Origin of the sequence: Sphingobacterium wenxiniae, from assembly GCF_900116225.1 — a bacterium.
Classification (GTDB): Bacteria; Bacteroidota; Bacteroidia; order Sphingobacteriales; family Sphingobacteriaceae; genus Sphingobacterium; species Sphingobacterium wenxiniae.
On record NZ_FOZZ01000004.1, the window covers coordinates 100,578 to 124,078 of the forward strand.

General features: G+C 42.9%; 22 protein-coding genes. 12 read left to right on the forward strand and 10 right to left on the reverse strand.

Features of this window, described 5'->3' with window-relative positions; all coding sequences use genetic code 11:
- Positions 1 to 26 precede the first annotated feature (26 nt).
- The gene (locus tag BM375_RS06955) at positions 27 to 1,286 is read right to left on the reverse strand and encodes a chloride channel protein (protein WP_093364733.1); all 1,260 of its coding nucleotides are present in this window, start codon (positions 1,284 to 1,286) and stop codon (positions 27 to 29) included.
- Positions 1,287 to 1,436: 150 nt separating this feature from the next.
- Here BM375_RS06955 and BM375_RS06960 point away from each other — a divergent pair, with 150 nt between their 5' ends.
- A complete protein-coding gene (locus tag BM375_RS06960; protein WP_093364739.1) occupies positions 1,437 to 2,039 on the forward strand; it encodes a trimeric intracellular cation channel family protein in 603 nt (200 codons plus the stop codon).
- Between the two features lie 23 nt (positions 2,040 to 2,062).
- Here the strand turns inward: BM375_RS06960 and def are convergent, their stop codons facing one another.
- Complete coding sequence (gene def, locus BM375_RS06965; RefSeq protein WP_093365006.1) at positions 2,063 to 2,653, reverse strand: peptide deformylase; 591 nt, start codon at positions 2,651 to 2,653, stop codon at positions 2,063 to 2,065.
- Between the two features lie 143 nt (positions 2,654 to 2,796).
- Here def and BM375_RS06970 point away from each other — a divergent pair, with 143 nt between their 5' ends.
- The 3 genes from BM375_RS06970 to miaA all read left to right on the forward strand — a co-directional run bounded on the left by BM375_RS06970 (position 2,797) and on the right by miaA (position 5,758).
- Complete coding sequence (locus BM375_RS06970; protein ID WP_093364740.1) at positions 2,797 to 3,570, forward strand: hypothetical protein; 774 nt, start codon at positions 2,797 to 2,799, stop codon at positions 3,568 to 3,570.
- Between the two features lie 62 nt (positions 3,571 to 3,632).
- Positions 3,633 to 4,805: a Gfo/Idh/MocA family protein gene (locus BM375_RS06975; protein ID WP_093364741.1), complete on the forward strand. Its 1,173-nt coding sequence runs from the start codon at positions 3,633 to 3,635 to the stop codon at positions 4,803 to 4,805.
- Positions 4,802 to 5,758, forward strand: a complete 957-nt coding sequence (miaA, locus tag BM375_RS06980) for a tRNA (adenosine(37)-N6)-dimethylallyltransferase MiaA (RefSeq protein WP_093364742.1) — start codon at positions 4,802 to 4,804, stop codon at positions 5,756 to 5,758. Before BM375_RS06975 ends, miaA begins: the two co-directional genes overlap by 4 nt.
- Positions 5,759 to 5,825: 67 nt before the next feature.
- Here miaA and BM375_RS06985 read toward each other — a convergent pair whose 3' ends face one another.
- The 6 genes from BM375_RS06985 to BM375_RS07010 all read right to left on the reverse strand — a co-directional run bounded on the left by BM375_RS06985 (position 5,826) and on the right by BM375_RS07010 (position 11,823).
- Entirely contained in the window at positions 5,826 to 6,986 is a 1,161-nt protein-coding gene (locus BM375_RS06985) for a glycoside hydrolase family 130 protein (protein WP_212611638.1), read from the reverse strand.
- Between the two features lie 111 nt (positions 6,987 to 7,097).
- Complete coding sequence (locus BM375_RS06990) at positions 7,098 to 8,651, reverse strand: Rne/Rng family ribonuclease (RefSeq protein WP_093364744.1); 1,554 nt, start codon at positions 8,649 to 8,651, stop codon at positions 7,098 to 7,100.
- A gap of 286 nt (positions 8,652 to 8,937) precedes the next feature.
- Positions 8,938 to 9,774, reverse strand: a complete 837-nt coding sequence (locus tag BM375_RS06995; RefSeq protein ID WP_093364746.1) for a tetratricopeptide repeat protein — start codon at positions 9,772 to 9,774, stop codon at positions 8,938 to 8,940.
- 8 nt (positions 9,775 to 9,782) lie between these two features.
- Positions 9,783 to 10,067, reverse strand: coding sequence for an HU family DNA-binding protein (locus BM375_RS07000; protein ID WP_093364748.1), 285 nt, complete (start codon positions 10,065 to 10,067; stop codon positions 9,783 to 9,785).
- A gap of 224 nt (positions 10,068 to 10,291) precedes the next feature.
- The gene (locus tag BM375_RS07005; protein WP_093364749.1) at positions 10,292 to 11,341 is read right to left on the reverse strand and encodes an aminotransferase class I/II-fold pyridoxal phosphate-dependent enzyme; all 1,050 of its coding nucleotides are present in this window, start codon (positions 11,339 to 11,341) and stop codon (positions 10,292 to 10,294) included.
- A 17-nt stretch (positions 11,342 to 11,358) separates the two neighbouring features.
- Positions 11,359 to 11,823 (reverse strand): hypothetical protein, encoded by a 465-nt coding sequence (locus BM375_RS07010; protein ID WP_139227516.1) that lies wholly within the window; start codon positions 11,821 to 11,823, stop codon positions 11,359 to 11,361.
- A gap of 134 nt (positions 11,824 to 11,957) precedes the next feature.
- On the opposite strand from BM375_RS07010, the gene BM375_RS07015 reads away from it, so the two are divergent.
- The 5 genes from BM375_RS07015 (at position 11,958) to BM375_RS07035 (ending at position 18,904) form a co-directional block, all read left to right on the forward strand.
- A complete protein-coding gene (locus BM375_RS07015) occupies positions 11,958 to 15,092 on the forward strand; it encodes a S41 family peptidase (RefSeq protein ID WP_093364751.1) in 3,135 nt (1,044 codons plus the stop codon).
- Between the two features lie 9 nt (positions 15,093 to 15,101).
- Positions 15,102 to 15,887 (forward strand): patatin-like phospholipase family protein, encoded by a 786-nt coding sequence (locus BM375_RS07020; RefSeq protein ID WP_093364752.1) that lies wholly within the window; start codon positions 15,102 to 15,104, stop codon positions 15,885 to 15,887.
- A gap of 163 nt (positions 15,888 to 16,050) precedes the next feature.
- On the forward strand, positions 16,051 to 16,887 hold the full coding sequence (locus BM375_RS07025) for a COG1470 family protein (RefSeq protein ID WP_093364757.1): 837 nt from the start codon (positions 16,051 to 16,053) through the stop codon (positions 16,885 to 16,887).
- 36 nt (positions 16,888 to 16,923) lie between these two features.
- On the forward strand, positions 16,924 to 17,955 hold the full coding sequence (locus BM375_RS07030; protein ID WP_093364758.1) for an ABC transporter ATP-binding protein: 1,032 nt from the start codon (positions 16,924 to 16,926) through the stop codon (positions 17,953 to 17,955).
- Entirely contained in the window at positions 17,882 to 18,904 is a 1,023-nt protein-coding gene (locus BM375_RS07035; RefSeq protein WP_093364759.1) for an ABC transporter permease, read from the forward strand. Before BM375_RS07030 ends, BM375_RS07035 begins: the two co-directional genes overlap by 74 nt.
- Before the next feature lie 166 nt (positions 18,905 to 19,070).
- Here the strand turns inward: BM375_RS07035 and BM375_RS07040 are convergent, their stop codons facing one another.
- Entirely contained in the window at positions 19,071 to 19,922 is an 852-nt protein-coding gene (locus tag BM375_RS07040) for a sulfurtransferase (protein ID WP_093364760.1), read from the reverse strand.
- Positions 19,923 to 20,076: 154 nt separating this feature from the next.
- Here BM375_RS07040 and BM375_RS07045 point away from each other — a divergent pair, with 154 nt between their 5' ends.
- The 3 genes from BM375_RS07045 (at position 20,077) to BM375_RS07055 (ending at position 22,822) form a co-directional block, all read left to right on the forward strand.
- Positions 20,077 to 21,138, forward strand: a complete 1,062-nt coding sequence (locus BM375_RS07045; protein WP_093364761.1) for an AraC family transcriptional regulator — start codon at positions 20,077 to 20,079, stop codon at positions 21,136 to 21,138.
- A gap of 92 nt (positions 21,139 to 21,230) precedes the next feature.
- Positions 21,231 to 21,857, forward strand: coding sequence for a hypothetical protein (locus BM375_RS07050; protein ID WP_139227517.1), 627 nt, complete (start codon positions 21,231 to 21,233; stop codon positions 21,855 to 21,857).
- A gap of 2 nt (positions 21,858 to 21,859) precedes the next feature.
- Entirely contained in the window at positions 21,860 to 22,822 is a 963-nt protein-coding gene (locus BM375_RS07055; protein ID WP_093364764.1) for a hypothetical protein, read from the forward strand.
- Positions 22,823 to 22,998: 176 nt separating this feature from the next.
- Here BM375_RS07055 and BM375_RS07060 read toward each other — a convergent pair whose 3' ends face one another.
- The gene (locus BM375_RS07060) at positions 22,999 to 23,478 is read right to left on the reverse strand and encodes a hypothetical protein (RefSeq protein WP_093364765.1); all 480 of its coding nucleotides are present in this window, start codon (positions 23,476 to 23,478) and stop codon (positions 22,999 to 23,001) included.
- Positions 23,479 to 23,501: the final 23 nt, after the last annotated feature.

Below are 23,501 nucleotides of genomic sequence, written 5' to 3' on the forward strand. Positions count from 1 at the left end.
CTATTGACAATTACCAAGGAGCTTACTTAAGCTTCTTGGTATGAATACACATTATAAGGACATAATTTGCGGGATAATAGATACGCTACAAAAGCCCCCAACCCCAATGGTAACAATAACTGATAGCCATTCGGTGCAATACTGCACATCAGGAAAATGGCTGTCCATGGACCATGAATTGCTGCCGAAAGTGTCGCAGCAGCTCCTATCAGCGCAAAATTTATAATCCGAAGCTCCATTCCTCCATATTTATTACAGAGATAGGCAAACAAAATCCCCAAGAAAGCACCGGCGACAATACTTGGTGCAAATACACCGCCGTCACCTCCTGCACCCAGCGTGAGCGATGCCACCAAAGGTTTTAAAACGATAAGAGTGCCCAAAACCAAAGGCAAACCTACCAGAACATCCGGCTGCGTAAACGAGGTAAGCATCTGGGACAATCCCGAGTAGCTATCGCCATATAAAGACGGAAAAAAGAAAATCATGAGACCAACAGCTATTGCTCCAAGATTTACACGTATAAAATTACTTTTTATCTGTGCAAACCAATGCTTACAGTGAATAACAATCTGTGTAAAATAAGTCGCCAATAAGCCTCCTAACAATCCCAGCACCAACATAAAAGGCACAGCCTTCCAATGCCACTCTTGTGCAGATATAGTGATCAAAAAGCCATGATCAAAATAATATACAAATCCAAAGGAAACGAGAGCTGCCATTGTACAGCTTAACAATACCGTTCTGTCGAATCGTTTCCCGATCACCTCTATCGCAAATAACCAACCTCCAATCACACTGCCGAACAGAACCGTTACACCTGCTACCACTCCTGCACATATCAGCTCCCGTTTAAAAGCCAAGGGCATGAATCCACGCTTATAGACCTGATTGCCAACTGTTGCTGTCGCTACCACGGTAGAGACTTCAATCCCTGTCGAACCTCCAAAAATAACCGTTAGGAATCCGTTGATATAATGCGACGGGATTTTAAAAAACGGCAAGTGATCCTTTCGGGTCTCCAAGGTTGTATAAATTTCTCGTATCCCTTTATTCTTCCGATTATGAAAGATATATTTCCGTAGAAAATAAATAGACGTTATCCCGACAGAAGGCAGGATTATATACAAGACCGGATTTATCTGTGCCACATGATTCAACATAAAGTGTTCTATATGCTCTGTCAGATGCTTCAAGGAATAAGCCAATACACAACATACCAGTGCCACAATAGCTGCTCCCCCCAATAATTTAAGATAGCTGATGAGAAAGATTTTTTGTCGCATATTCCTTTATTTTTTCTGCAAAGGTAGGAACAAAAATAAAACCATACAGTTTCTGTCTAAAAAAGGTGATGAACCACCTAAACACATTAGTAACCAGTCTTATCTTATCAAATTTTTGTGTATACTTGCGCCCTTAAGTGTTAAGGTCATATGAATATTATATACGCCATTGACTTATTAGGAACTATGGTCTTCGCGATATCGGGAGCGATGGCAGCCAATCGCCATGGCATTGATGTTTTTGGTGCTACTTTTACCGGGTTTGTTACCGCTATCGGTGGTGGATCGCTTCGGGATGTCTTCCTCAATCTTCGACCAGTTTGGGTAGACGACGGCAACTACCTGTTGGCTATCCTAGTGGGCGTTTCCATCTCTATATTTGCCAATCGCCAGCTTTACAAGTTAGCCCGTACACTTTTTCTATTTGATGCTTTAGGAATAGGTTTTTTCTGTGTCGTGGGTGTACAAAAATCCCTTGCTTACGACAGTTCACCTATCGCCGCGATTATATTTGGCATGTTCTCCGCAGTCATGGGGGGAGTCATACGCGACACATTAATGAACGAAACTCCACTCATTTTCCGGAAAGAGATCTATGCCACAGCCTGTCTGTCGGGCGCTATTTTATATGTATTATTGGGTTTACTATCTGTAGACCCGAATCTCAATGCCTTTATTAGTGCAGCAGTAATATTTATTATTCGGTTATTAGCCGTCCGGTTTAAACTGTCGCTGCCTGTTGTTGGCGGGTAAAACAAAAAAGAGATAGCTATTAGCTATCTCTTCTTATTTTTCAGATTGGGGAATCTCATTTTGTACCCAACTCGTATCATCCCTTTAGAAATCGCATCCAACCGACCTTTTATCATTGCCTTCTTAATCGGTCCCAATTTATCGACAAAAAGCTTACCTTCAATATGATCGTATTCATGTTGTACAATACGCGCTGCCAAACCAGTCAATTCCACTTCTTGCTCTTCAAAATCTTCATCTAAATAATTGATGACTACCGTAGAAGGACGCATCACCTCTTCATTGATATCCGGAATACTCAAACAGCCTTCACTAAAACCCCATTTCTCTCCTTTTTCCTCAATAATAATTGGATTAATCAGCACTTTCTTAAAATCTTTTAGTGAAGGATCGCCTTCTCCATCTTCGTCATCTTCGGCAAATGGTGACGCATCAATAACGAACAAACGAATGGGCAGGCCCACCTGTGGAGCAGCTAAACCTACCCCACGAGCTGCATACATCGTTTCAAACATATCATCGATGAGTTGTTTTAAATTAGGATAATCCTCATCTATTTCCTCTGCCTTTTTCCGCAGAACAGGATCACCGTATGCTACAATAGGTAATTTCATGTAAAAATAATATTTATGATATTCTTGCGGCCAATCTTCCTTTCTCTCCGTAACTACCGCTTTCCGCACTATTCCAATGTGATTGCAAAGTTATTAATAATAATTTAAACAGCCCCGCAGAATGTAGTAACTTTGTCCGTAGCATGCAGCAGCAAGAAGTCATTTATGCGTTCGTACGTGAATTGGAGGTCAGGATGGAGCACCCTCTTAAAATCCATCAACATGACGAATATTACACCATTTTTCCTGAAGACAAAGATTATATACTTATCTTTTATTCCAAAAATGCTTCCCATCGAATCGATTCATCACTTGTTCGAACCTTTCATATCGATATTGATCAGATACAGACCTCTTCCTCAAAAATTCTGCATCGCTTAAGTGCTCTTTTAGGTAGAGGTAAAGCGATTTACGCCAGACAAACCGTAGTCGCACGTATCGATAAGAAAGTAGCCATGGAATTTCAACAAGAACACCATCTACAGGTCGCCTTACCCGGCAAGTATAGGTATGGTCTATTCTGCAACGGAGAGCTTATTTCCTTAGCAGTATTTAGTGGCGGCCGCCATATGCGTGATATCCCAGAAACAGAGCGTTCGTTTGAGCTACTCCGCTTCTGTCATAAATCTGACCTTCGGGTGGTCGGAGGCCTATCCAAACTTATTCGAGCCCTCGCTAAGGATTTTAATCCTTATAATATTATGACTTATGTAGACAAAGATTGGTCGCAGGAGTCTAACCTTACAACTCTCGGTTTTGCCGCTACTGGCACAATCCCTCCGCAACGTTTTTGGATTACTAACGGAGAGCGACATTATATCGCAAACGAACAAAACCTCCAGCTACTTCAGGAAAAATACCCTCAAGGTTATCTGAAACACAATTCAGGAAGTACGAAATTAGTACTCATATTATGAAAAAACCAAAGCGATGTGTATATTTAACCTATAAATTTTAAAACTTAAACTTTAGCAACAGTATGAAACGTAAATTACGTATGGGTATGGTTGGTGGAGGAAAAGATGCCTTTATTGGCTCTGTCCACCGCATCGCAGCCTTTATGGATGGAAAAATAGAGCTTGTTTGTGGCGCTTTCAGTGTAGACCCTGAAATTTCCCGTCAATCAGGCGAGGAACTTTTTGTAGCTCCGGACAGAGTATATGCTAACTTTGAAGAGTTAATCACCAAAGAAGCACAGCTTCCAGTAGGCGAACGTATGGATTTCCTAACCATCGTAACTCCCAATTTCTTACATTATGGTCCAGCAAAGATGGCCTTGGAAAACGGCTTCGATGTCGTAGTAGAAAAACCGATGACCGTTACATTGGAAGAAGCTAAAGACCTGAAAGCTACCGTAGAAAGAACTGGTCGTACCTTGTGCTTAACACACACCTATTCAGGCTATCCAATGGTAAAACAGGCGAAAGCTATGGTTAAAGAAGGGCATTTCGGCAAAATCCGTAAAATCGTTGTAGAATATCCGCAAGGTTGGTTAAGCCGCTTGTCCGAAAGAGAGGGCAATGCAGGCGCTGCATGGCGTGCCGATCCAAAAAAATCCGGACTTTCCTTGGTAATGGGCGATATTGGTACACATGCTGCACACTTGGCAGAGTATGTTTCCGGCCTACGCATTACTGAATTATGTGCCGACTTAAGTACCTTGGTAGAAGGTCGCCAATTAGACGATGACGGTTCAGTATTGCTACGCTTTGACAACGGTGCACGTGGCGTATTGATGGCTTCGCAAATATCTGCAGGTGAGGAAAATGCGGTAAGATTACGTATTTATGGTGAAAAAGGTGGATTGGAATGGGCCAACGAAGACCCAAATAACCTCATTATTAAAATGCTTGACCAGCCACGTCAACTTTACCGCACTGGTAATGCCTACGCTGCACCGTACACATTAAGCTCTTTCGCTACACACAATACACGTATACCTGCGGGCCACCCAGAAGGACTTTTGGAATCCTTTGCCAATATCTATCGCAACTTTGCACTTACCTCAAGTGCCAAACGCGAGGGCAATACTCCAACTCCGGAGGAATTGGATTTCCCTTCAGTAGATGATGGTGTGCGTGGTATGGCTTTCGTACAAACAGTCGTTGAAAGCAACGAAAGCAATGAAAAATGGACTAAATTTGTGGTGTGATAAACGCCTCAGAACACAATAGCATACAACAGGCGGGAGACAATCTTCCGCCTGATTTATTATGGGTCATCTTGGGGCCAACTGCCTCCGGAAAAACCAAACTTGCTGTGGCCCTAGCTCAGCGTATTCAGGGAGAAATAATCAGCGTGGATTCCAGGCAAGTATATCGCCGAATGGACATTGGTACCGGCAAAGATCTTGAAGAGTACAAACATGTCCCTTACCACCTGATTGACATTTGCGAACCCGGCGAGAAATACAATATTTTTCAGTTTCAAAACGATTTCCACAAAGCTTATCGAGAGATTGTCAAGAAGGGAAAAAGCACCATAGCCTGTGGAGGCACAGGTATGTATATACAATCCCTGCTACAACCCCAGCCTTATATGGAAATCCCGACAGATGAAGTCTTACGTGAAGAATGGTTACAAAAGCCGAAAGAAGAATTAATCCTACATCTTGAACAGCTCCCTACCCCTGTCGATTTTCGTATAGACCGCAGCTCGCACAAGCGGCTCATCCGCGCTATAGAAATTCTTACCTGGCTTCAAGCAAATCCCGGCTTCAAAGCAAAATCAGCTCCGCATTACCCTCACCTTATCTTCGGCATAGAACCTTCTTTGAAAGATAGAAGAACCCATATCAGCCTCCGATTAAACGAACGAATAGAAAACGGATTGATAACCGAAGTACAACACCTGCTTGATGTTGGATTAACCCATGCCGAATTACAATATTATGGGTTAGAATATAAATATGTATCCCTTTATCTACAAGGAGTGTTGGATAAACCGACCTTTATCAGCCGTTTGGAAACGGAGATACACCGTTATGCAAAAAGGCAAATGACCTATTTCCGTAAAATGGAAAAAGATGGATTACGGATACACTGGTTGAAGGCGAACACTGTGGAAGAGCAATTGGAAGAAATACTCCAATATAAACATACATAAAAAGCTATATGCGTACCTTCAATATATGAACGAAGCATCAGATCACTTTTCAGCATAAGCCTTCTTGTTAAGGTATCGGATCAAAGGGGCTGGCTTTGGCGGGGTCGTATACCGCCACTCCGACTTTGGAATCTGCACAGCCGTAATATAAAAACCATTTGGATTTATAATAAGCTAACCCCTGTAGAAACACCGTGCCGTCGACATACTGTCCGCTTTTTTCAAAATCTTCCATTGGTCTTAAGAAAGGTGTATCCAATCTATCCAATACTTTAGTAGGGTCATTTTTGTCGAACAGTACCTGACCTGCACTATACGTGCCCAGTGTAAATCGAGAGTCTGCCTGTTCCTTTTCATCGTGATTCTTACCATTATATAAGAGTACAATGCCTTTATCGGTCAAGATCGCAGGAGGTCCACATTCCGTAAGTGCGCTGTCAAAATAACCTGGTCTGGTTTCAATGAACTTGGCTAACTCTCCTTTGTCGTCTAAAACAGGTTCCCAATCGATAAGATTTTCCGAGGTAGCTCCTTTAACACCGTGCTCACCCCAATACATCCAATATTTTCCGTTTATTTTGGTGACCACAAGCTTATCATTCTTCAAAGTTGTCAATATCGAGGCCGATTTATGGGAAGTCTCCATCAACTTGGTATACTTTGATTTGGCAAATATAGGTCCATGTTTCTCCCATGTCCTTAAGTCTTTGGATGTGGCAACTCCCAGACGAGGCGTATCTCGGTTCCACTGGGTATAGAATACGACAAAAGTACCATCTTCCGTTACAGCTATACGAGGATCTTCGACTCCACCCGGCCATTCATATTGTTTTTCGCTATCATCGGCAGGATACAATACCGGTTCTTCTGACCGTTCAAAATGAAGCCCGTCGGTACTGCTGGCCAAGCCCAAACGAGATGTTCGGAAACCTATACCTATCCCAAACTTATCTTCGGCGCGATACAGCACGAATAGTGTATCATCTTTGACCACTGCGCCAGGGTTAAAAGTGTCATTCTCTTCCCATCTTACCTGCTTGCCCGACATGGGGTCGAGAAATACAGAATTTGAATCAGGTGAGATAATGGGATTGACTCCTTCAGGTCGCTGAAAACCACCCAAAGTCCAATCAGGTGTGATGGATGTTTGCGTTTGTCTTCCCTCTTGACACGACACGAGGATCGTGGCAGCAGCTGTTATTATTAAACTTTTTGGTTTATTCATCATTAGTAAGCTTTATTTGGTATTATTACATCTGCAGTTTTTCCACTTCAGCCTGTGGGACTGAAAGATACAAAAAAAGGAATAACCGTCGTTATCCCTTTTTCATAATATTTTCTACAGCTTGATTTCTTCATCTTTGCTATTAAAGAATCGAAATTGTGTCAAGTAATATGACGAAATCGTCTTTACTTTTATCCACTTACCGTATCTGAAAAACCATTTAAGCCTTTTCGAAATAAAACCAGACGTGATGTAGGCGCCTATGTAAGGGTGAACGGCCAGCGTTATTCCCTTTTCGTTTTGTTCCTGTAAGATAAAGCTCAAATTGCTTTCAATGTCGTCAAGCAGAACGATACTTGACCGGATTTCGCCAGTTCCTTCACATGCAGGACATTTTTCATTGGTCACTACACTCATCTCTGGCCTTACCCTTTGTCTGGTTATCTGAACCAATCCAAATTTACTTGGCGGCAGAATCGTATGTTTCGCCCGATCATTGGCCATACATTCTTTCAGATAACTATAAAGTTCTTTCCGATTGGCGGGTTTGTGCATATCGATAAAATCGATCACCACAATACCTCCCATATCACGCAGGCGTAGTTGCCTTGCGATTTCTTTTGCAGCTTCTTTGTTAACAAGGAGTGCATTTTCCTCTTGATTTTCTTTGCTGGCAATACGATTACCGCTGTTTACGTCCACGACGTGGAGCGCTTCGGTGTGTTCAATAACGAGATACGCACCTCCTTGCAGATTCACCGTTTTGCCAAACGACGCCTTTATCTGTTTTTCAACACCGTAATGGTCAAAAATAGGCTCTTTATGCTTATAGAGCTTAACTATTTTCTCCAGATCCGGTGATATTTCCTGTACATAAGATTTTACTTCGTCGTGCAGGGTACTATCGTTGACATAGATATGTGTGAATTCATCCGTCAAGATATCACGCAAAATGGTAGAAGCTCTATCCATCTCACCTAACACTTTCTGGGGTGGTTCCGCACTTTTAAGGCGTTTGGTAAACAGTTCCCATTTCGAGATCAGGTCCAGCAGGTCTTTCTGTAATTCTTCAACCCCTTTTCCTTCGGATACCGTACGTATAATCACCCCAAAATTTGGTGGCTTTATACTTTCCACGATTTTTTTCAATCGTGTCCGTTCGGCATTTCCCTTGATTCTCTTGGATATGGAAACCGTGCTTGAGAAAGGAACCAATACAACAAATCTACCAGCAATGGACAGATCCGAACTTAGTCGGGGTCCTTTGGTAGATATAGGCTCTTTGGCTATTTGTACTGGCAAAAGCACGTTTCGGCTCAAGATGTCCGAAATCTTCCCTGCTTTATCGATGTCCTTTTCAAGTTTCAAACTATTGAGCAGCTTCTCTTGATAGCTGCCATTCTTTACTATACGGGTCAACTTGAGTAAAGACTGAACCTGAGGTCCTAAATCCAAATAATGTAAGAACGCATCTTTTTCGTAGCCTACATCTACGAAAGCGGCATTCAGACCTGGCATAATCTTTTTGATACGCCCCAGATAAATATCGCCTACAGCGAAGTTATTATCGGCCTGTTCCCTGTTCAGCTCAACAAGCTGTTTGTCCTGTAGTAAAGCAATAGTCACCCCCTTGTCGGGAGTTGAATCGATAATTAATTCCTTTACCAACAGCTACTTATTTAAGGCCTCAGTAAATCTAATAAAGATACTGAGCCTGATGAAACCTAAAAAACCTGTTCATGAAAAAAATACAATCTATGATCCGACCGAGGTAAAACCATAGATTGTATAAAGTCTTTTGTGGCTAAAGCCAATAAGACTCACAAGCTTATTTTTTCTTGTGTCTGTTTTTTCTTAAACGTTTTTTACGTTTGTGAGTAGCCATTTTGTGTCTTTTTCTTTTTTTTCCGCTTGGCATAGCTTTAATGTTTTTTAATTATGAATAATATGTTAATTACTTACTTAGTTCTTCGACACGTCTGTCAATGAACTGCGACAGGGTCGGATCAGATGCCAATTCCTTACTTTTTTGAAAAGCAGCAATAGCCTCATTCTTCAACCCAATATTTTCATAGCCTGTGGCTAAATAAAAATATGATTCAGCATCAGGACTTAATTCAATCACGGTCTTAAAACGTTCGATTGCTTTATCGAACTGACGAGACTGCAAAGAGAACAAGCCTAAAGTTCTGTTTGCTTGAACATTCTTTGGATCTTTCTCTACTACCTCACGCAACAAGGCAATGCCGGCCATCGGATTACCTGTTGTTCCTGTTACCATAGCAGCCCCAAGACCCGTTTTAGCGTCCAAGCTGTTTTCGTTCAGTTCCACAGCTTTCTCATACGACTGAATAGCCAATCGATTAAGCTCAGCGGCCATGGCTGTATCCTGTAAATTGGTGTATGCCGAACGATAGGCATCACCGGATTTCAACCAGTAGTCAAATTTAGGAGAAATTTTTGCCATTTCCTCATAAACAAAACCTTGAGGGGCATATTTCGCTAAATCATCCCACTTTTGAGCCAATTGCTCCAATAAAGCAAGCTTCTCATCACCTTCTGCCTTGGCAACCTGCTCTTCCAAAGCGTTGATTTCCGCAGCTAAGGTCGGGTTAAGACCTTGCTTGGAGATATCCGATACACTTTTGAAATTATATGCTGACGAGTTTTCAGTCGATTCAGAAGCCTGGCCTTTATCTTCACCTACCAAACCTTTAATAGGACGTGCCAACAATGCGCCCATAATAGCCACAACGACCACGATTACTACTATTTGTTTGGTATTTAACATAGCGTTCCTTATTTATTTCCTTGTTTTACTTTCTCAACAAAAACTTTTGCTGGTTTGAAACTTGGCACATAGTGGGCAGGGATAATAATAGCTGTGTTTTTTGAGATATTACGTGCAGTTTTTTCCGCTCTTTTTTTCACTACGAAGCTTCCAAAACCTCTAACATACACATTCTCTCCGCTAATCATTGCATTTTTTACCACCTTGAAAAATGCCTCAACTGTCTCTTGAACATCTACTTTCTCTAAGCCTGTTTTGTTAGAGATTTCTGCAATAATTTCTGCTTTAGTCATATCTATTTTACTGTAATTATTTATTTCTCAACCCTTAACGCAATGTCTGTTTGGGGATGCAAAAGTATCTTTTTTTTATGATGTTTAAAAATTTATTTGTGTTTTTTTGCGAAACATGACTAACCCGAAACTTTTATGTATCAATCGATTATGCTCCTACAAAATAAAAACGGCATAAAAACTAAGAAAGAAAACAAATTACAGCATTAGTTTTCAACATTTTACTACAATGAATTAACCACTTCCAACAAACGGTCTAAATCTTCCTGTCGGTGGTGCGCCGAAAGCACAATCCGGTTAATTGGCGGATCATTTGGAAGTGGATATGAAAAACTGGAAATCAGAATTCCTCGCTTCAGAAAATCAGCAAAAGCAGTTTCTTTTGCTATCGTAAATACAGCAAAATCGGAAAGATAGTTAACAGTATCGCTGACACGGGCACGTAGATAATCGATATTATTGTGCAGCATAGCCACAGCGTCCTGGTAAATCCTTTCGCCCGCTACCAAAGCATGCAAAGCTGTCGGCGCTGGAGGAGAAGCTCCCCGAAAGAAAGGGGACGGTTTCAACAAGGCAGCCATTGACGCACTACAAAGTATAACCCCAGCATCCGTAGCCATGCCTTTGGCCAGCGAGGCTACAACCAGCAGCTCTACCTGCGGAATATTCAAGGCTTCCCTATCCACATAGCACCGATTAGGCACAGCGATACCAATTCCATGCGAATCATCCAAAAGCAGGTAAACTTTTTTATACGGGGCTAGCTGTTTGAACGGCGAAAAGTCAAATCGTTGCGGCGTAAGGTTATCCAAGGTATTGGACACCACTATAAAATCATCCCTATCCGAATGGTTAATGTAATTGACAGTACGTGTTGCCCAATCTTCAAAACTTTCTACGGAATAAGGCACTTCATTCTCCAGCCACAAAGCTGGGTGAGTACCCGGGGCATACAGCATCTCGCCCAATGCCTGCAATTGCCGAACCGCCAGCTGCGCCGCCAAATAACCACTTGACACCAGCAGTGCTTCTTCAAAACCAAAACGCAAAGCCATATTTCTCTCCGCCAGGTCATAAATCCCCTGCTGCACATTATTGCTGCGCGAAGTGCCGTTATTTAACCCATATTTATCAATACCTTCCTTGAAAAGTGCAATATAATCTTGATTGGTTGGCAATCCCAGATAGGATGTCCCCCCGAAGAACAGGTAATCCTTCTCCGATTGATGTATAATACGCCCAGTAGGTTGATGTAAATCACGAAATAAATCCATGGTGTATTCGGTGGTTTTTATCGCTTTAAGTAGAAATTCAACGGGATGTTCAGCGTCACTCCTCCTGAAATACCTTTCAAAGGCTTAAATCCTGTTTTCGTCTGCATATCAAAGCCATAACCCAGATCTAAATCTATTAACGACAATATGCCAATCCCGATTTTCGGTGTCAGCGTGTAAGGTGTTACTTCCGCTTTCACAAATGGAAAAATCAATCGATCACTTAGATAATACGTAAACCCCAGCTCCGGGATAACCATTGTTTGTGATCGCATCCAGGTGAAATTAGCCGTTGCGTGGATTTTCATATATTGGTAATTGTTTGGTGCAAAAAGCCCCCAACCGCCAACTTTAAGAAAATTACCGCTTTGGTACTGCCATCCTACTGCCGGACCGATAATCCAGTTAGCACCATTGGCATTCTGCGCCTGCGAGAATCCCACCCAGCAACAAAGTAACAATAGTATTATCCGCTTTTTCATATTCCTCAAACTTAACTAAATTCACCTTCTTGTGCAATAAAATCGTATGCACATATTTGTGCCCTCTGTGCCTTTTAGCATCCATATATTTTAATACCTTTGTTTAGAAACAATAACTTGATTGCCCATATATTATGATAAAAAAGCTTCTTCTATTAGCCTTATCCGCCGGTGTCTCTTTCTGTAGCATCGCACAACAACCTTCTTTTCTTTCACATCCGACATTAAGCCCCGACGGCAATACACTCGTTTTCAGCTTCGAAGGTGACCTTTGGAAAGTCCCTACCGCCGGCGGAACAGCGCTTCGCCTAACCGCCATGGAAGGGAATGAAATTGCCCCTCGTATTTCACCGGATGGGCAATGGCTGGCCTTCTCTGCCAACCAGAACGGGAATATGGATGTCTACTGCATGCCTCTTGCCGGCGGCGATATTCAGCAGCTTACCTTCCACGACGGCACTGATGAAGTGGACAGCTGGGGTTGGGACAATCAAACAATTTACTTCACTTCTTCCCGCTACAACCGTTTCAGCGCCTATAAAGTAAACCGAAGCGGCGGAACGGCACAACGTATTTTCCCGCATTTTTTCAATTTTATTCACGGCGTTGTGGAAACCCCATCTGGCGAGCTTCTGTACAACGACTCCTGGGAAAGCTACTCCTCCGCCAACCGCAAGCGCTATAAAGGAGCTTTCAACCCTGATATATACGGTTATAACCCCAAGCAAAAGACATTCAAACAATATACAGACTATATCGGGAAAGATTTTTGGCCAAGTGTAGATCGCAACGGAAATATGTTTTTTGCTTCCGATGAAGGCAATGATGAATACAATCTGTATACCCTTCAAAACGGACAAAAAACCGCACTTACACAGTATGAGCAATCCATCAAACGTCCCGTGGTATCTGCCGACGGCAATAAGGTCGTGTTTGAAAAAGACTACCAGGTTTTTGTCTACGATGTCAACAGCAAAACGACTTTACAGCCACAGATACAGGTCGTCCGCAATCAGGTATTAGGCAAGCACAAAGAGTTTGATATCAGCAATACGATTAGCTTCTTCGATGTTTCGCCTGATGGCAAGAAAATGGCTTTTGTTTCGCGCGGTGAGCTTTTCGTGAGCGACATCGAAGGCAAATTTATCCGTCAGATGCCCAGCAGCGGCGAACGCGTGATGGAAGTCCGCTGGTTGAAAGACAGCAAGACATTGCTCTACAGCCAAACTTACCAGGGCTACCTTAATTGGTTCACACGCCGTGCGGATGGAGAAGGAGATGCCAAACAGCATACGCAAGACCTGCGCAACAACCGCAATATAGCGTTCAACCCCGACCGCAGCAAAGCTGTTTATCTGAGTGGGCGCGATGAAGTACGGTTGATGGATCTGGGCTCTTTGCAAAGCACGGTATTGGTAAATGATGAAATCTGGGCTTTCCAAAATTCAGCACCATCATTTTCTCCGGATGGAGCGTATGTCCTCTTCACCGCAGTACGCAATTTTGAGCAGGATATTTTTATACACGAACTGGCGACCGGCAAAACCACAAACCTGACCAACACCGGCGTATCCGAAACCAGCCCATATTGGTCGCCAGATGGCAAATACATCTATTTTGCCAGCAACCGCACCAAGCCTTCTTATCCAACAGGAATGCAATTCGCCAGCATCTATCGCCTGGCCTTAGAGCATGTGGATGAACCTTATCGCCACAGCAAGTTTGACGATCTTTTTGCCGACAGCAAGAACAATGCAGCAGACACGACCAAGAAACAGGAAAAATCCAACACTGCTGACAATAAAAAACCTGTTGTCCGTATTGACTTTGATAATCTGTTGGATAGGGTCAGCTTAGTCAGTCCTTCTTCCGGTACGCAGTCCAATCCTCAGGTCTTCCAGAAAGGCGAAAAGACATACGTTTTCTTTGGTTCCAACCATGAGGGGAAGAATGCGCTGTATCGCAAAGTGACGGAGGATTTCGGCGAAACCAAAACCGAGAAAGTAGCCGATGGCTGGGTAGGAGAAATTACCGAAATCAGTGGAAAATATTACACCTTAAGTGGAGGTGCTATACAGAAGTATAATATCGACGCCAACAAGCTGGACAAGATCAATACAACCTTTAAATTCAACAAAGATCTGGCGCAGGAATTCCGACAGATGTTCTACGAAACTTGGGCAGGTATTGAAGAAAATTTCTATGATGCTGATTTTCACGGAGTGGATTGGACAGCCATCAAAACCAAGTATGCCGGTTATCTGGACGGCATCAACAACCGCACGGATTTGCGCACCCTGCTGAACGACATGCTCGGCGAACTTAATTCCTCGCATCTGGGCTTCAATTCCATGGGAGTGGAAGAGAAAAAAAGCTTCAATTTCGTCACGAACGAAACAGGCATTGTCTATAGTGATGACAATCCGTTACAGATTGCTGCGTTGGTGCAGAACAGCCCAGCCATTCGTCAGGGTGTAGACCTGAAAGTTGGCGACAAGATTGTTGCTGTCAACGGACAACGGATAGACCCGACGAAAGATCGCGATGCTTATTTCACCTTGCCGTCGTTAGCTCCAGAAATGCAACTTACGGTAGCTCGCGGAGGCAAAGAGCATACGGTCAATATTCGTCCGCTCAACAGCGTTAGTTTTAAAGATTTGCTTTATAACGAATGGATAAAAGACAATCGCCAACGCGTAGACCAACTCAGCAAAAACCGCATTGCTTATTCGCACATGAAAAATATGGGTGGTGGTGAATTAGAACGGTTTTTATTAGACATGGTTGAGCAAGAGAACAACAAAGACGGTATTATTCTGGATCTTCGTTACAATACCGGTGGAAATGTACACGATGAGGTGCTGCGCTTCCTTTCGCAACGTCCTTACCTGCAATGGCAATACCGTGGTGGCAAGAAAGCTCCGCAGAGCAACTTTGCCCCGGGAGGTAAGCCTATCGTGCTCTTAATCAACGAGCAGTCATTGAGCGATGCGGAGATGACCGCAGCAGGATTCAAAGCCTTGAAACTGGGCAAAATCATCGGTACGGAAACTTATCGCTGGATTATCTTTACCTCGGCAAAAGGTCTGGTTGACGGTTCTTCCTACCGGATTCCGGCTTGGGGATGTTATACGTTGGAAGGTGAGGATTTGGAACTTACAGGCGTTGCTCCGGATATTTATGTTAAAAACACTATCGCAGACCGTATTGCCGACAAAGATCCGCAATTGGAACGTGCTATACAGGAAATACTAAAAGAATTGAATTAAAAAAACAACATGGTTGTCAATAATAAGATAGGTATTACGCTTTCGGGCGGAGGGTTCAAAGGAATTGCCCATTTGGGGATTTTGCAATATCTTCAGGAATTGGAGATTCCAATTTCAGCGATTTCGGGTGCGAGTGCCGGTTCGTTGGTTGGTGCATTCATTGCGGCAGGTTATTCCCCGAAAGAAGTGTTACAATTTGCCAAAGAAGAAAACTTCTTTAACTATTCTGGTATCTCGGTTTTGAAAGGGGGGCTGTTTAGCGCAAATATCTTTGAGACTATCGTACAGAAATATATTCCCCATGATAGCTTTGAAGGGCTGAAAATGCCGTTATATGTCTCTGTCACGGATTTGACCAATGCCAAATCACTGATTTTCAACCAAGGCTCGTTATCCTTTGCCGTCAAGGCTTCTTGTTGTTTCCCTATGGTGTTCTCTCCGGTAATTTATCAGGACAATACGTATCTCTGTGACGGCGGCTTGATGAATAACTTCCCCGTGGAACAGATTCGGGCTACATGCAATAAGAGTATCGGTGTTAATGTGGAACCCCTTTATAAGTCCGAAGGTAAATTAGGTTTTCGCGAGGTTATGTCACGCATCATACGTATCACTACTTCCAGCATACGCAAAGATGCTCCAAGTGCCTGCGACCTTTATATGCAATTGGACGAAGTAAACCGGTTCAATACCTTCGACACGAAAAAGATAGATGAAATTTACCAGATTGGCTACGTTCATGCGCAGAAGCACGAAAAAGAGTTGTTGGAGATTAAAAGTAGTATCACTGTTTAGCCTATTTATATAGGCTTTTTTAACAAAATTTTCGCACAATTATTTGAAAATTAAAATTCCCTTTTTATTTTAGCACCGCATTTATAAAAACCTTCACAGGTAAATATTATTCATAGAGACATTTTTTTTAGGCTATCATTTATAAAATTTTAGTTATTGGATTATGTTGACAAGATTATTAATTACCCGACTCAAACATTTTCTTTTTTTTGTATTATTTACAGGCATTGTAAATACCGTTACAGCGCAAACACCTGCTTCGGACACCTCCAGTTTCAAGACCAGACTCATGAATATCGAGGCTGCCTCAAGCGAAGTTTTTCGGTACAACACAACTATTCACAACGCTTCCAAAGAGGAGCTGATTTATGACCTAAAGGCTGATTTACCTCCGGGATGGCTGGTCACTTTCCGTGCTGAAGGAAGTCAAATTACCTCACTCGGTGTATCTCCGGGTCAAACACGCGATGTCAGCGTAGAAATCAATGCCGCCTTTGCAGCAAAACCGGATAAGTACAAGATACCGGTACATGCAATCTCCGCTAAGGATTCTTTAACCCTTCATCTCGAAGCTGTGGTCAAAGGCTCTTATGCCATCGAGCTGACAACCCCTACAGGAAAACTCAGTGAAGAGGTTGTCGCCGGAGGACATCAGGAGATACAATTGGTAGTTAAAAACTCGGGGACACTGCCTTTGAACGATGTGGAGCTGAGCTCGCAGCTTCCTACCCAATGGGGATGCACCTTTGAACCTTCTTCTTTCAAGCAGCTTGAACCGGGTAAGTCCGTCGATGTAAAGGCATCCTTAAAAGTTCCTGAAAAGACCATTGCAGGGGATTATGTCGCTAAATTGACGGCCAAAAACCCCAACAGCCAGGCTGAAGTTTCTTTTCGCATCATCGTCAAGACTTCGCTGCTTTCCGGATGGATAGGCATATTGGTTATACTCGCGGCCATAGGTTTAATTTATTACCTTATCCGTAAGTACGGAAGAAGATAGAGAGATAATTATTGGCATCAATTAATGTAAAAAGCAATGCATGATCCGATAATAGCTTTAACGAACTTAACCAAACGATATGGCAAACTTGTCGCTGTGGACAAGCTTAACCTGACCATACATAAGGGTGAAATCTTTGGACTATTAGGTCCAAACGGAGCAGGAAAGACCACCAGTATCCTCATGATGCTGGGACTAACGGAACCTTGCGAGGGCACTGCTTATGTCTGCGGTTACAATGCCACCCGTCAACCCATAGATGTAAAAAAGAAAGTGGGCTATCTCCCCGACAGCGTAGGATTCTATGACAACCTAAGCGGACTGGACAACCTCGTTTTCATTGGAAAGATCAATGGACTTGCTGAAAAAGAAGCGAGGGAGACCGCAGTCCGATTATTAGAAACGGTAGGGCTTACCCAAGATATGCACAAGAAGACCGGAGCTTACTCACGTGGTATGAAGCAACGCCTTGGGCTCGCAGATGTACTGATTAAAAACCCTGAAGTCATTATCCTGGACGAACCTACACTGGGGATTGATCCAAGCGGTGTACAGGCATTTCTCACCCTCATCAAACAACTGAGCCACCAGCAAGGACTTACCGTTCTGCTATCCAGTCATCATCTACACCATGTTCAGCAAGTCTGCGACAGAGTAGGCATCTTTGTCGATGGCAAACTACTCGTAGAAGGCAACATAGCTTCTTTATCCAAAAATTTATTTGATAAAGAGGGCTATGTCACAGCCATTACTTTACAAAGTGGTTCGGGCTTGGAATCTATTGTCGAAGAACTCGGGCAGGAGCCACATGTAAAGCAGGTATCCTTACAGGACAACAAGCTTGAAGTCCTGTGCGAAGAGGATATTACCGCCAATATTGTTCATTTCTTGGTTCACAAGCAATGTGACATCATTGGTGTACACCGAAAAGACTACGGTCTTGACGAAATCTATCAGAAATATTTTGAGAACAAAACACATAATAGCAGTGTCCATGAAAAATCTTTCCCTCTCTTTCAAAGACCTTTTTTCAAAAAACGCGATAAGCAAGCCCCAGAAAGACCATAAGACAACACCCTTACAGGTGCTTATCCATAAAGAAACAGCCATGCATATCCGAAGCTGGCGTTTTATCATCCTGATCGGGTTAGTTGGGCTGACCTTTCTGGCATCCATGTACGTTTCTCTATCCAATCTAAAAGGGAGCTTGTCCAATTTGCAGGATCCTGATCGGGCGTTTGTGTATCTTAAGCTCCTAACCGTCACGGATAACAGTCTGCCACCTTTCCACATCTTTTTAGGTTTTTTAGCTCCTTTATTGGGGATTAGCCTTGGATTTGATGCGATCAACGCGGAACAGAACGGAGGAACGCTTTCCCGACTCATAGCGCAGCCCATCTACCGGGACAATCTATTGTTGGCAAAATTCCTAAGCCCTATGCTTATTGTGAGCATACTGTTCAGTGCATTAGCATTATTGATGTTGGGTACGGGGTTGATTTTAACGGGTATTCGTATTGATCTTCAGGAAGTCCTTCGCATTTTTAGTTTTGTAGCACTCAGCATATTATATGTGTCATTCTGGTTGAGCCTGTCCATTTTACTTTCCATACGCTTTAAGCAGGCAGCCACTTCTGCCCTCATGGCCATAGGAATCTGGTTGTTTTTCACTATATTTTATCCTATAGTGGTCAATCTGACGATACGCTCTTTTTTGCCCGACCCGAATACGCTTTCCCCACAACAATGGGTAACATACAACGATCTGATACTAAACTGGCTACGTATATCCCCAAGCCAATTGTATACGGATGCGACGACCACTTTATTAATGCCATCAGTACGCAGTTTAGGCCCAGTAACCATGGAACAAATGGCGAGAGCTATTCCTGCCCCTTTGCCTTTAAAAGAAAGTATCATGATAGTCTGGCCGCAGCTTAGCGGAATGATTGCCGCTACCATGGTCTGCTTTGCGCTTGCCTATGCCAGCTTTATGCGCCGCGAAGTCCGTGGTTAGAAGATACAGTCGAATATGGTGAAGGAAGCACGATATGTCTATCCTTCCATCACCAGAGGCGAGCGTGTCTCGGCCCAGACGAGAGACACAGCGACAAATGTCAGGCTGAGCCTGTCGAAGCCTCAGGATGACAAAGAAGGATGATAATGCACAACCGCTTACAAAACTATATTTCTTTTGCAATCGGTTTGTCATTGCGGCTCCATTCGCTCCAAGAGCCGACATACAGATTAGGAACAGGAAGCCCTGCATGATACACCGAAAGGATTGTATTGCAGGCCGTCACTCCGGAACCACAGTGCACAATAATCTTTTCCGCATCATGTCCTTCAAATACCTGCTTATAAAACTGGTGCAAAACATCCCTTTCCTTAAAAAGACCTTCTTCATCAAAATTAACAAAAAAGGGGATGTTGATTGCCCGGGGAATATGCCCCGCAACAAAATCTATCGGTTCAAATTCGCCATTGTACCGTTTTTCCTCCCGTACATCAATAATCGTATAGCTATTATCCCTGCTCGCTTTGTCCACTACGTCAAGATCTACCCTCGGGAGCAACCAATCACCCCTATACCCATAATTCGTTACCACAGGCTCGACCAATTCTTCCGACAAGGGATAGCCTTCACGCTGTGCACGCTCAAAACCTCCACTCAGCACCTGCACTTTGACATGACCGACTGCTTTCAACATCCACCAACATCTGGATGCCGCATTGGCACCTTTTGCATGGTCATAAATCACAACATGCGTGTCGGGAGCAATACCCAAACCGCCCAGGGTTTTTACAAAAGCAGATACTTCCGGCAGAGGGTGCCTCCCTCCTTTTGACGCATCTTCATGTGCGCCTGCAAGCTGTGTTTCAATGTCCAAAAACAATGCATTTTTTAGATGTGCTTTCTTGTAATTTTGATAAGCGTCCTTATCATTCGAAGCATCGATAATAACCACATCCTCTTGTCCTTGTAAAGACAACAGATCTTCAACGGTAATCACGGGCGAAAAATACTGTTCCATAGTTTAAAGCTACAGAATTTTGATTAAAGAACCGTACTTAGGTCCGTCTGTATACAGACGGACCTAAGTACGGTTCTTTTTTACCATTTTTGCAATAGCTTTTACAGAGAACATATCCAAACATATGCTTCTCTTTAAGCTTTAGAAGAATACTATGGTGTATCAAGCATTGATTTATGGATTATGTGGGGGCAGCTTGTTTCTGCTCTCTCTCCTGCTTATGTTTAACCTTCCCAAGGTCAATAAGCAGGCAAATCTATTTTTAGGTATCTGTAGTTTTTTTCTCTCCTGCGTATTCATACAACTTCTTTTGGATGCGGTTAATGCGGAAGAGCAGACACCCTTATTATTCTTTTTAGAATTCGGGCGGTGGGCTATCCTTCCCTGTTTCTTTGTCGCCTTAAATCTTTATATTTCACCGGAAAAACCCTACACACACTATCTTATCCATTTTCTTCCTACACTCTTTTTATTCCCTATATTAACCGGAAATTACACTTTGCCCGCCTTTGGGGTTTATGTGATCCGGTATTTTTTGTATTTCCAGCTGCTGCTTTACGCTGTTTGGTCTAATTTCTTATTAAAACAACACCGATTAAGTGTAGAAAAGTTCACTTCCCAGGCGGGCAATATTGATCTCAATTGGATACAAAAACTGCTTGGTATCCTCTTTTTGTTAGGTGTCCTGTCTTTTTCCGGACGATTCTTCCCTTTGTTTTCACCTATAGTTGACGCATTATACTTACTTTGTATTGTACAATACAGTTATTATGCCCTCTCACAGACGGCAATATACCCAGTATCCAACAATCAGGTGCCTGTCATTAAAGAAGCGGTTATTTCCAAAGATAAGGAACGTTTAACGGCAGATCAGGTTTCTTTGTTCAAAGAGCGGTTGCTGGAGATGATGAAACAGGATCAACCTTATCTTGATCCCACTATTAATTTGCCCATCTTGGCGGAGCAGGTCGGATTGTCGGTGCACGAACTTTCTTATGTGCTCAACACTGGCATAGGACTTAGTTTTTATCAGTTTATAAACGGTTACCGCATCCGCCATGCCCGGCAATTATTAGAAAACACAGCGAACGAGGATTATAGTATCTACGAGATTTCTATCCGCTCAGGATTCAATTCCAAAACTACTTTTTATACCGCTTTCAAACAGGAAGTAGGTATGACACCAAAACACTACCTGCAACAGATTCAACAATAAGTTCATTATTATTCTTTACAGATTTATCCAGACGGACTATTCCCGTGAGGGGATTGGCTAACCTTGTCCTGTTCAACAAAATAATTGTAAAGATGAAAAAACTAAAAAAACAAATCATTTTCCTGATTTCGCTTGTGTGTTTAGCAACACTGCAAGTTTCCATGACCAGTGCATATCTTCGTTTTTCAACACCGAACATTTTACACGATTTTGAAGGATTCTATCGTTTCCCTAACCGTGTTGCTTACATTCAATTTGAAGTTATCGACAAGCAGTTGACAGCAAAACAGGTCTGGGATGGTCGACAATATCCCCTGACACAAACGGGTGATTTGACCTTTGAATCCAACGAAGAACGGAATAAGGTTGCGTTCGATGCTATCCAGCCCACCGCCGTAGAGATCCTAAATAGGGTGACACTGACTAAAATTGATTTTGATCCCACAAAGCGACAAACTTTATCGCCCGCACTGGCTAAATTATATGTCGGAAGCTATCGTCTCCAGCGGGATTCAACGCACATAATCGACATAGTCGTTGAAGGAGAAGACTTGGTTCTTGTACAAACCTGGGATGGAAAACGCATACCCTTAGAGAGTATTACCGACCAAGAATTCATCAATCAGGAAAACGCTATGCCTGTCTCCTTTGAAAGACAGGAAGCGAATCTACAGATACGTTGTTTCGAAGATGATATTTGGGTTAAAGAAAAAAGATAGATATGAAAGTAGCAAGCGAAATAAATTATAGTATTCTTTGGTCAATGGACGCTAAAAGGGTATATTCTCTTTATATTTTGTGTATATGGTGCTTGATAACTCCCCATCTGTTCGCACAAACAGTTTCTGATCCCAATTTTGAGGTCAAGATTGATAACCCACTGTATCCTGACCAAGATGGCCCTCTGATACTGTATGACACTAACCACCACAATGCCTTTTCCTTAACCGGGCAATACAAAACCTTTGCGGATATTGTGCGGGCAGAAGGCTATCAGCTACGGGACCAATCCGCTGTAATCAGTAAGGAGGCGCTCTCCAAAGTAAAATTATTTGTGACAGCCAATGTTTTGAGCCATCCCTCCAACTGGGATCTTCCCAACGCATCTATCTATAGTGAAGAAGAGATTGAATTGCTTTATAAATGGGTGCACGATGAGGGCGGCGGATTGTTTATCATTACCGATCACATGCCTTGTGCAGGTGCTGTCAGTGAATTGGCTGCACGATTTGGCTTTAATATGATGAATGGTTTTACCGATCGCCTTGATGGCGGTGCCGAATTGTTCAACGACACTTTAGGTAATCTCCTGCCGACAGCCGTAACCAATATGGAGGGGAGAAAAGTAAACCAGATACGTTGCTGGGGAGGTGGTGGTTTTATTCCACCGAAAGAGGCAGTGGTCTTCTCCAGATTGGGTAAAGAATACCGCGTCTATTTTCCAACCAAAGTCAAAGATATGGAAACCGCTATCCGTGACAATATACCTTATATTTTCGGTCAACACCTGGCGAATGGGGCTATATTAAACTGTGGCAAAGGTCGTGTTTGCATTTTTGCTGATGCCGCACCTTTTACTGCCTTGCTGCAAGGAATAAACAGTAAAGAAAGAGGAATGAACCATCCCGATGCTCGGGATCATGTTCACCTGTTGCGGAATATCCTGCAGTGGTTGCATCGTTAACCCTTTTATATCAGTAACAGTGCCACATATATAGTAAGGGGTTGTCTAAAAACCGCAACATCATCGTCATTGCGAGACAACGAATCAATCTGATGATGTCAAAAACGCAGATTGCTTCGTCGCTGCGCTCCTCGCAATGACGCGTTTTTGCGGTTTGCGAACCTTTTTAGACAGCCCTAACGCTCATCAGTGCAGTGACCTCCAGTGTATACCACTGTATAGCCCGCACTTTCGTCTGTCTCTTGTCGGCCTGTAACAGAATCTACCTTTAATGGTTTTTGCAGCAGGCGATCGGTGGACAGTTTAAAACGTACTGGCATTGAATCCTGCATTCCTTCCTGCATATATTTCCAAATGCCGGTAATTTCATCACCCACAATCTTACCGACCAATGTTCCCTTTCTGCTATCTTTTTCTGCAGGAATCCATCGCATGCTACCCTCCACTTGATCCGCATCGATTGTAAACTGAACCATTGTCGTGTCTTCATTACTTATGCCTTCCGCCCGCAGGAAGCAGTAAGATTTATACTGTTCGGATAAGATATTTGCAGTTGTGTCAACCCTAATATCTTTTGCCACATCCTCATTGACTCGGTTTCCCTGTCCTGTACACGAAGCCAACCCTATTACGATTATAAAAAAATAATTTTTCATCCTCTTTAAGCTCATTTGTTATA

Excerpts from the sequence above, each read along its gene's own strand:
- BM375_RS06985 (WP_212611638.1), bottom strand. The coding sequence starts at position 6,986 with ATGATGAATAAACCAAAAAGTTTAATAATAACAGCTGCTGCCACGATC.
- BM375_RS07055 (WP_093364764.1), top strand. The coding sequence starts at position 21,860 with ATGAAAGTAGCAAGCGAAATAAATTATAGTATTCTTTGGTCAATGGAC.
- def (WP_093365006.1), bottom strand. The coding sequence starts at position 2,653 with ATGAAATTACCTATTGTAGCATACGGTGATCCTGTTCTGCGGAAAAAG.
- BM375_RS06955 (WP_093364733.1), bottom strand. The coding sequence starts at position 1,286 with ATGCGACAAAAAATCTTTCTCATCAGCTATCTTAAATTATTGGGGGGA.
- BM375_RS07035 (WP_093364759.1), top strand. The coding sequence starts at position 17,882 with ATGAAAAATCTTTCCCTCTCTTTCAAAGACCTTTTTTCAAAAAACGCG.
- BM375_RS07005 (WP_093364749.1), bottom strand. The coding sequence starts at position 11,341 with ATGGATTTATTTCGTGATTTACATCAACCTACTGGGCGTATTATACAT.
- BM375_RS06975 (WP_093364741.1), top strand. The coding sequence starts at position 3,633 with ATGAAACGTAAATTACGTATGGGTATGGTTGGTGGAGGAAAAGATGCC.
- BM375_RS07000 (WP_093364748.1), bottom strand. The coding sequence starts at position 10,067 with ATGACTAAAGCAGAAATTATTGCAGAAATCTCTAACAAAACAGGCTTA.
- BM375_RS07060 (WP_093364765.1), bottom strand. The coding sequence starts at position 23,478 with ATGAAAAATTATTTTTTTATAATCGTAATAGGGTTGGCTTCGTGTACA.
- BM375_RS07040 (WP_093364760.1), bottom strand. The coding sequence starts at position 19,922 with ATGGAACAGTATTTTTCGCCCGTGATTACCGTTGAAGATCTGTTGTCT.
- BM375_RS06995 (WP_093364746.1), bottom strand. The coding sequence starts at position 9,774 with ATGTTAAATACCAAACAAATAGTAGTAATCGTGGTCGTTGTGGCTATT.
- BM375_RS07030 (WP_093364758.1), top strand. The coding sequence starts at position 16,924 with ATGCATGATCCGATAATAGCTTTAACGAACTTAACCAAACGATATGGC.
- BM375_RS07010 (WP_139227516.1), bottom strand. The coding sequence starts at position 11,823 with ATGAAAAAGCGGATAATACTATTGTTACTTTGTTGCTGGGTGGGATTC.
- BM375_RS07020 (WP_093364752.1), top strand. The coding sequence starts at position 15,102 with ATGGTTGTCAATAATAAGATAGGTATTACGCTTTCGGGCGGAGGGTTC.
- BM375_RS06960 (WP_093364739.1), top strand. The coding sequence starts at position 1,437 with ATGAATATTATATACGCCATTGACTTATTAGGAACTATGGTCTTCGCG.
- BM375_RS07025 (WP_093364757.1), top strand. The coding sequence starts at position 16,051 with ATGTTGACAAGATTATTAATTACCCGACTCAAACATTTTCTTTTTTTT.
- BM375_RS06970 (WP_093364740.1), top strand. The coding sequence starts at position 2,797 with ATGCAGCAGCAAGAAGTCATTTATGCGTTCGTACGTGAATTGGAGGTC.
- BM375_RS07015 (WP_093364751.1), top strand. The coding sequence starts at position 11,958 with ATGATAAAAAAGCTTCTTCTATTAGCCTTATCCGCCGGTGTCTCTTTC.
- BM375_RS07045 (WP_093364761.1), top strand. The coding sequence starts at position 20,077 with ATGGTGTATCAAGCATTGATTTATGGATTATGTGGGGGCAGCTTGTTT.
- BM375_RS07050 (WP_139227517.1), top strand. The coding sequence starts at position 21,231 with ATGAAAAAACTAAAAAAACAAATCATTTTCCTGATTTCGCTTGTGTGT.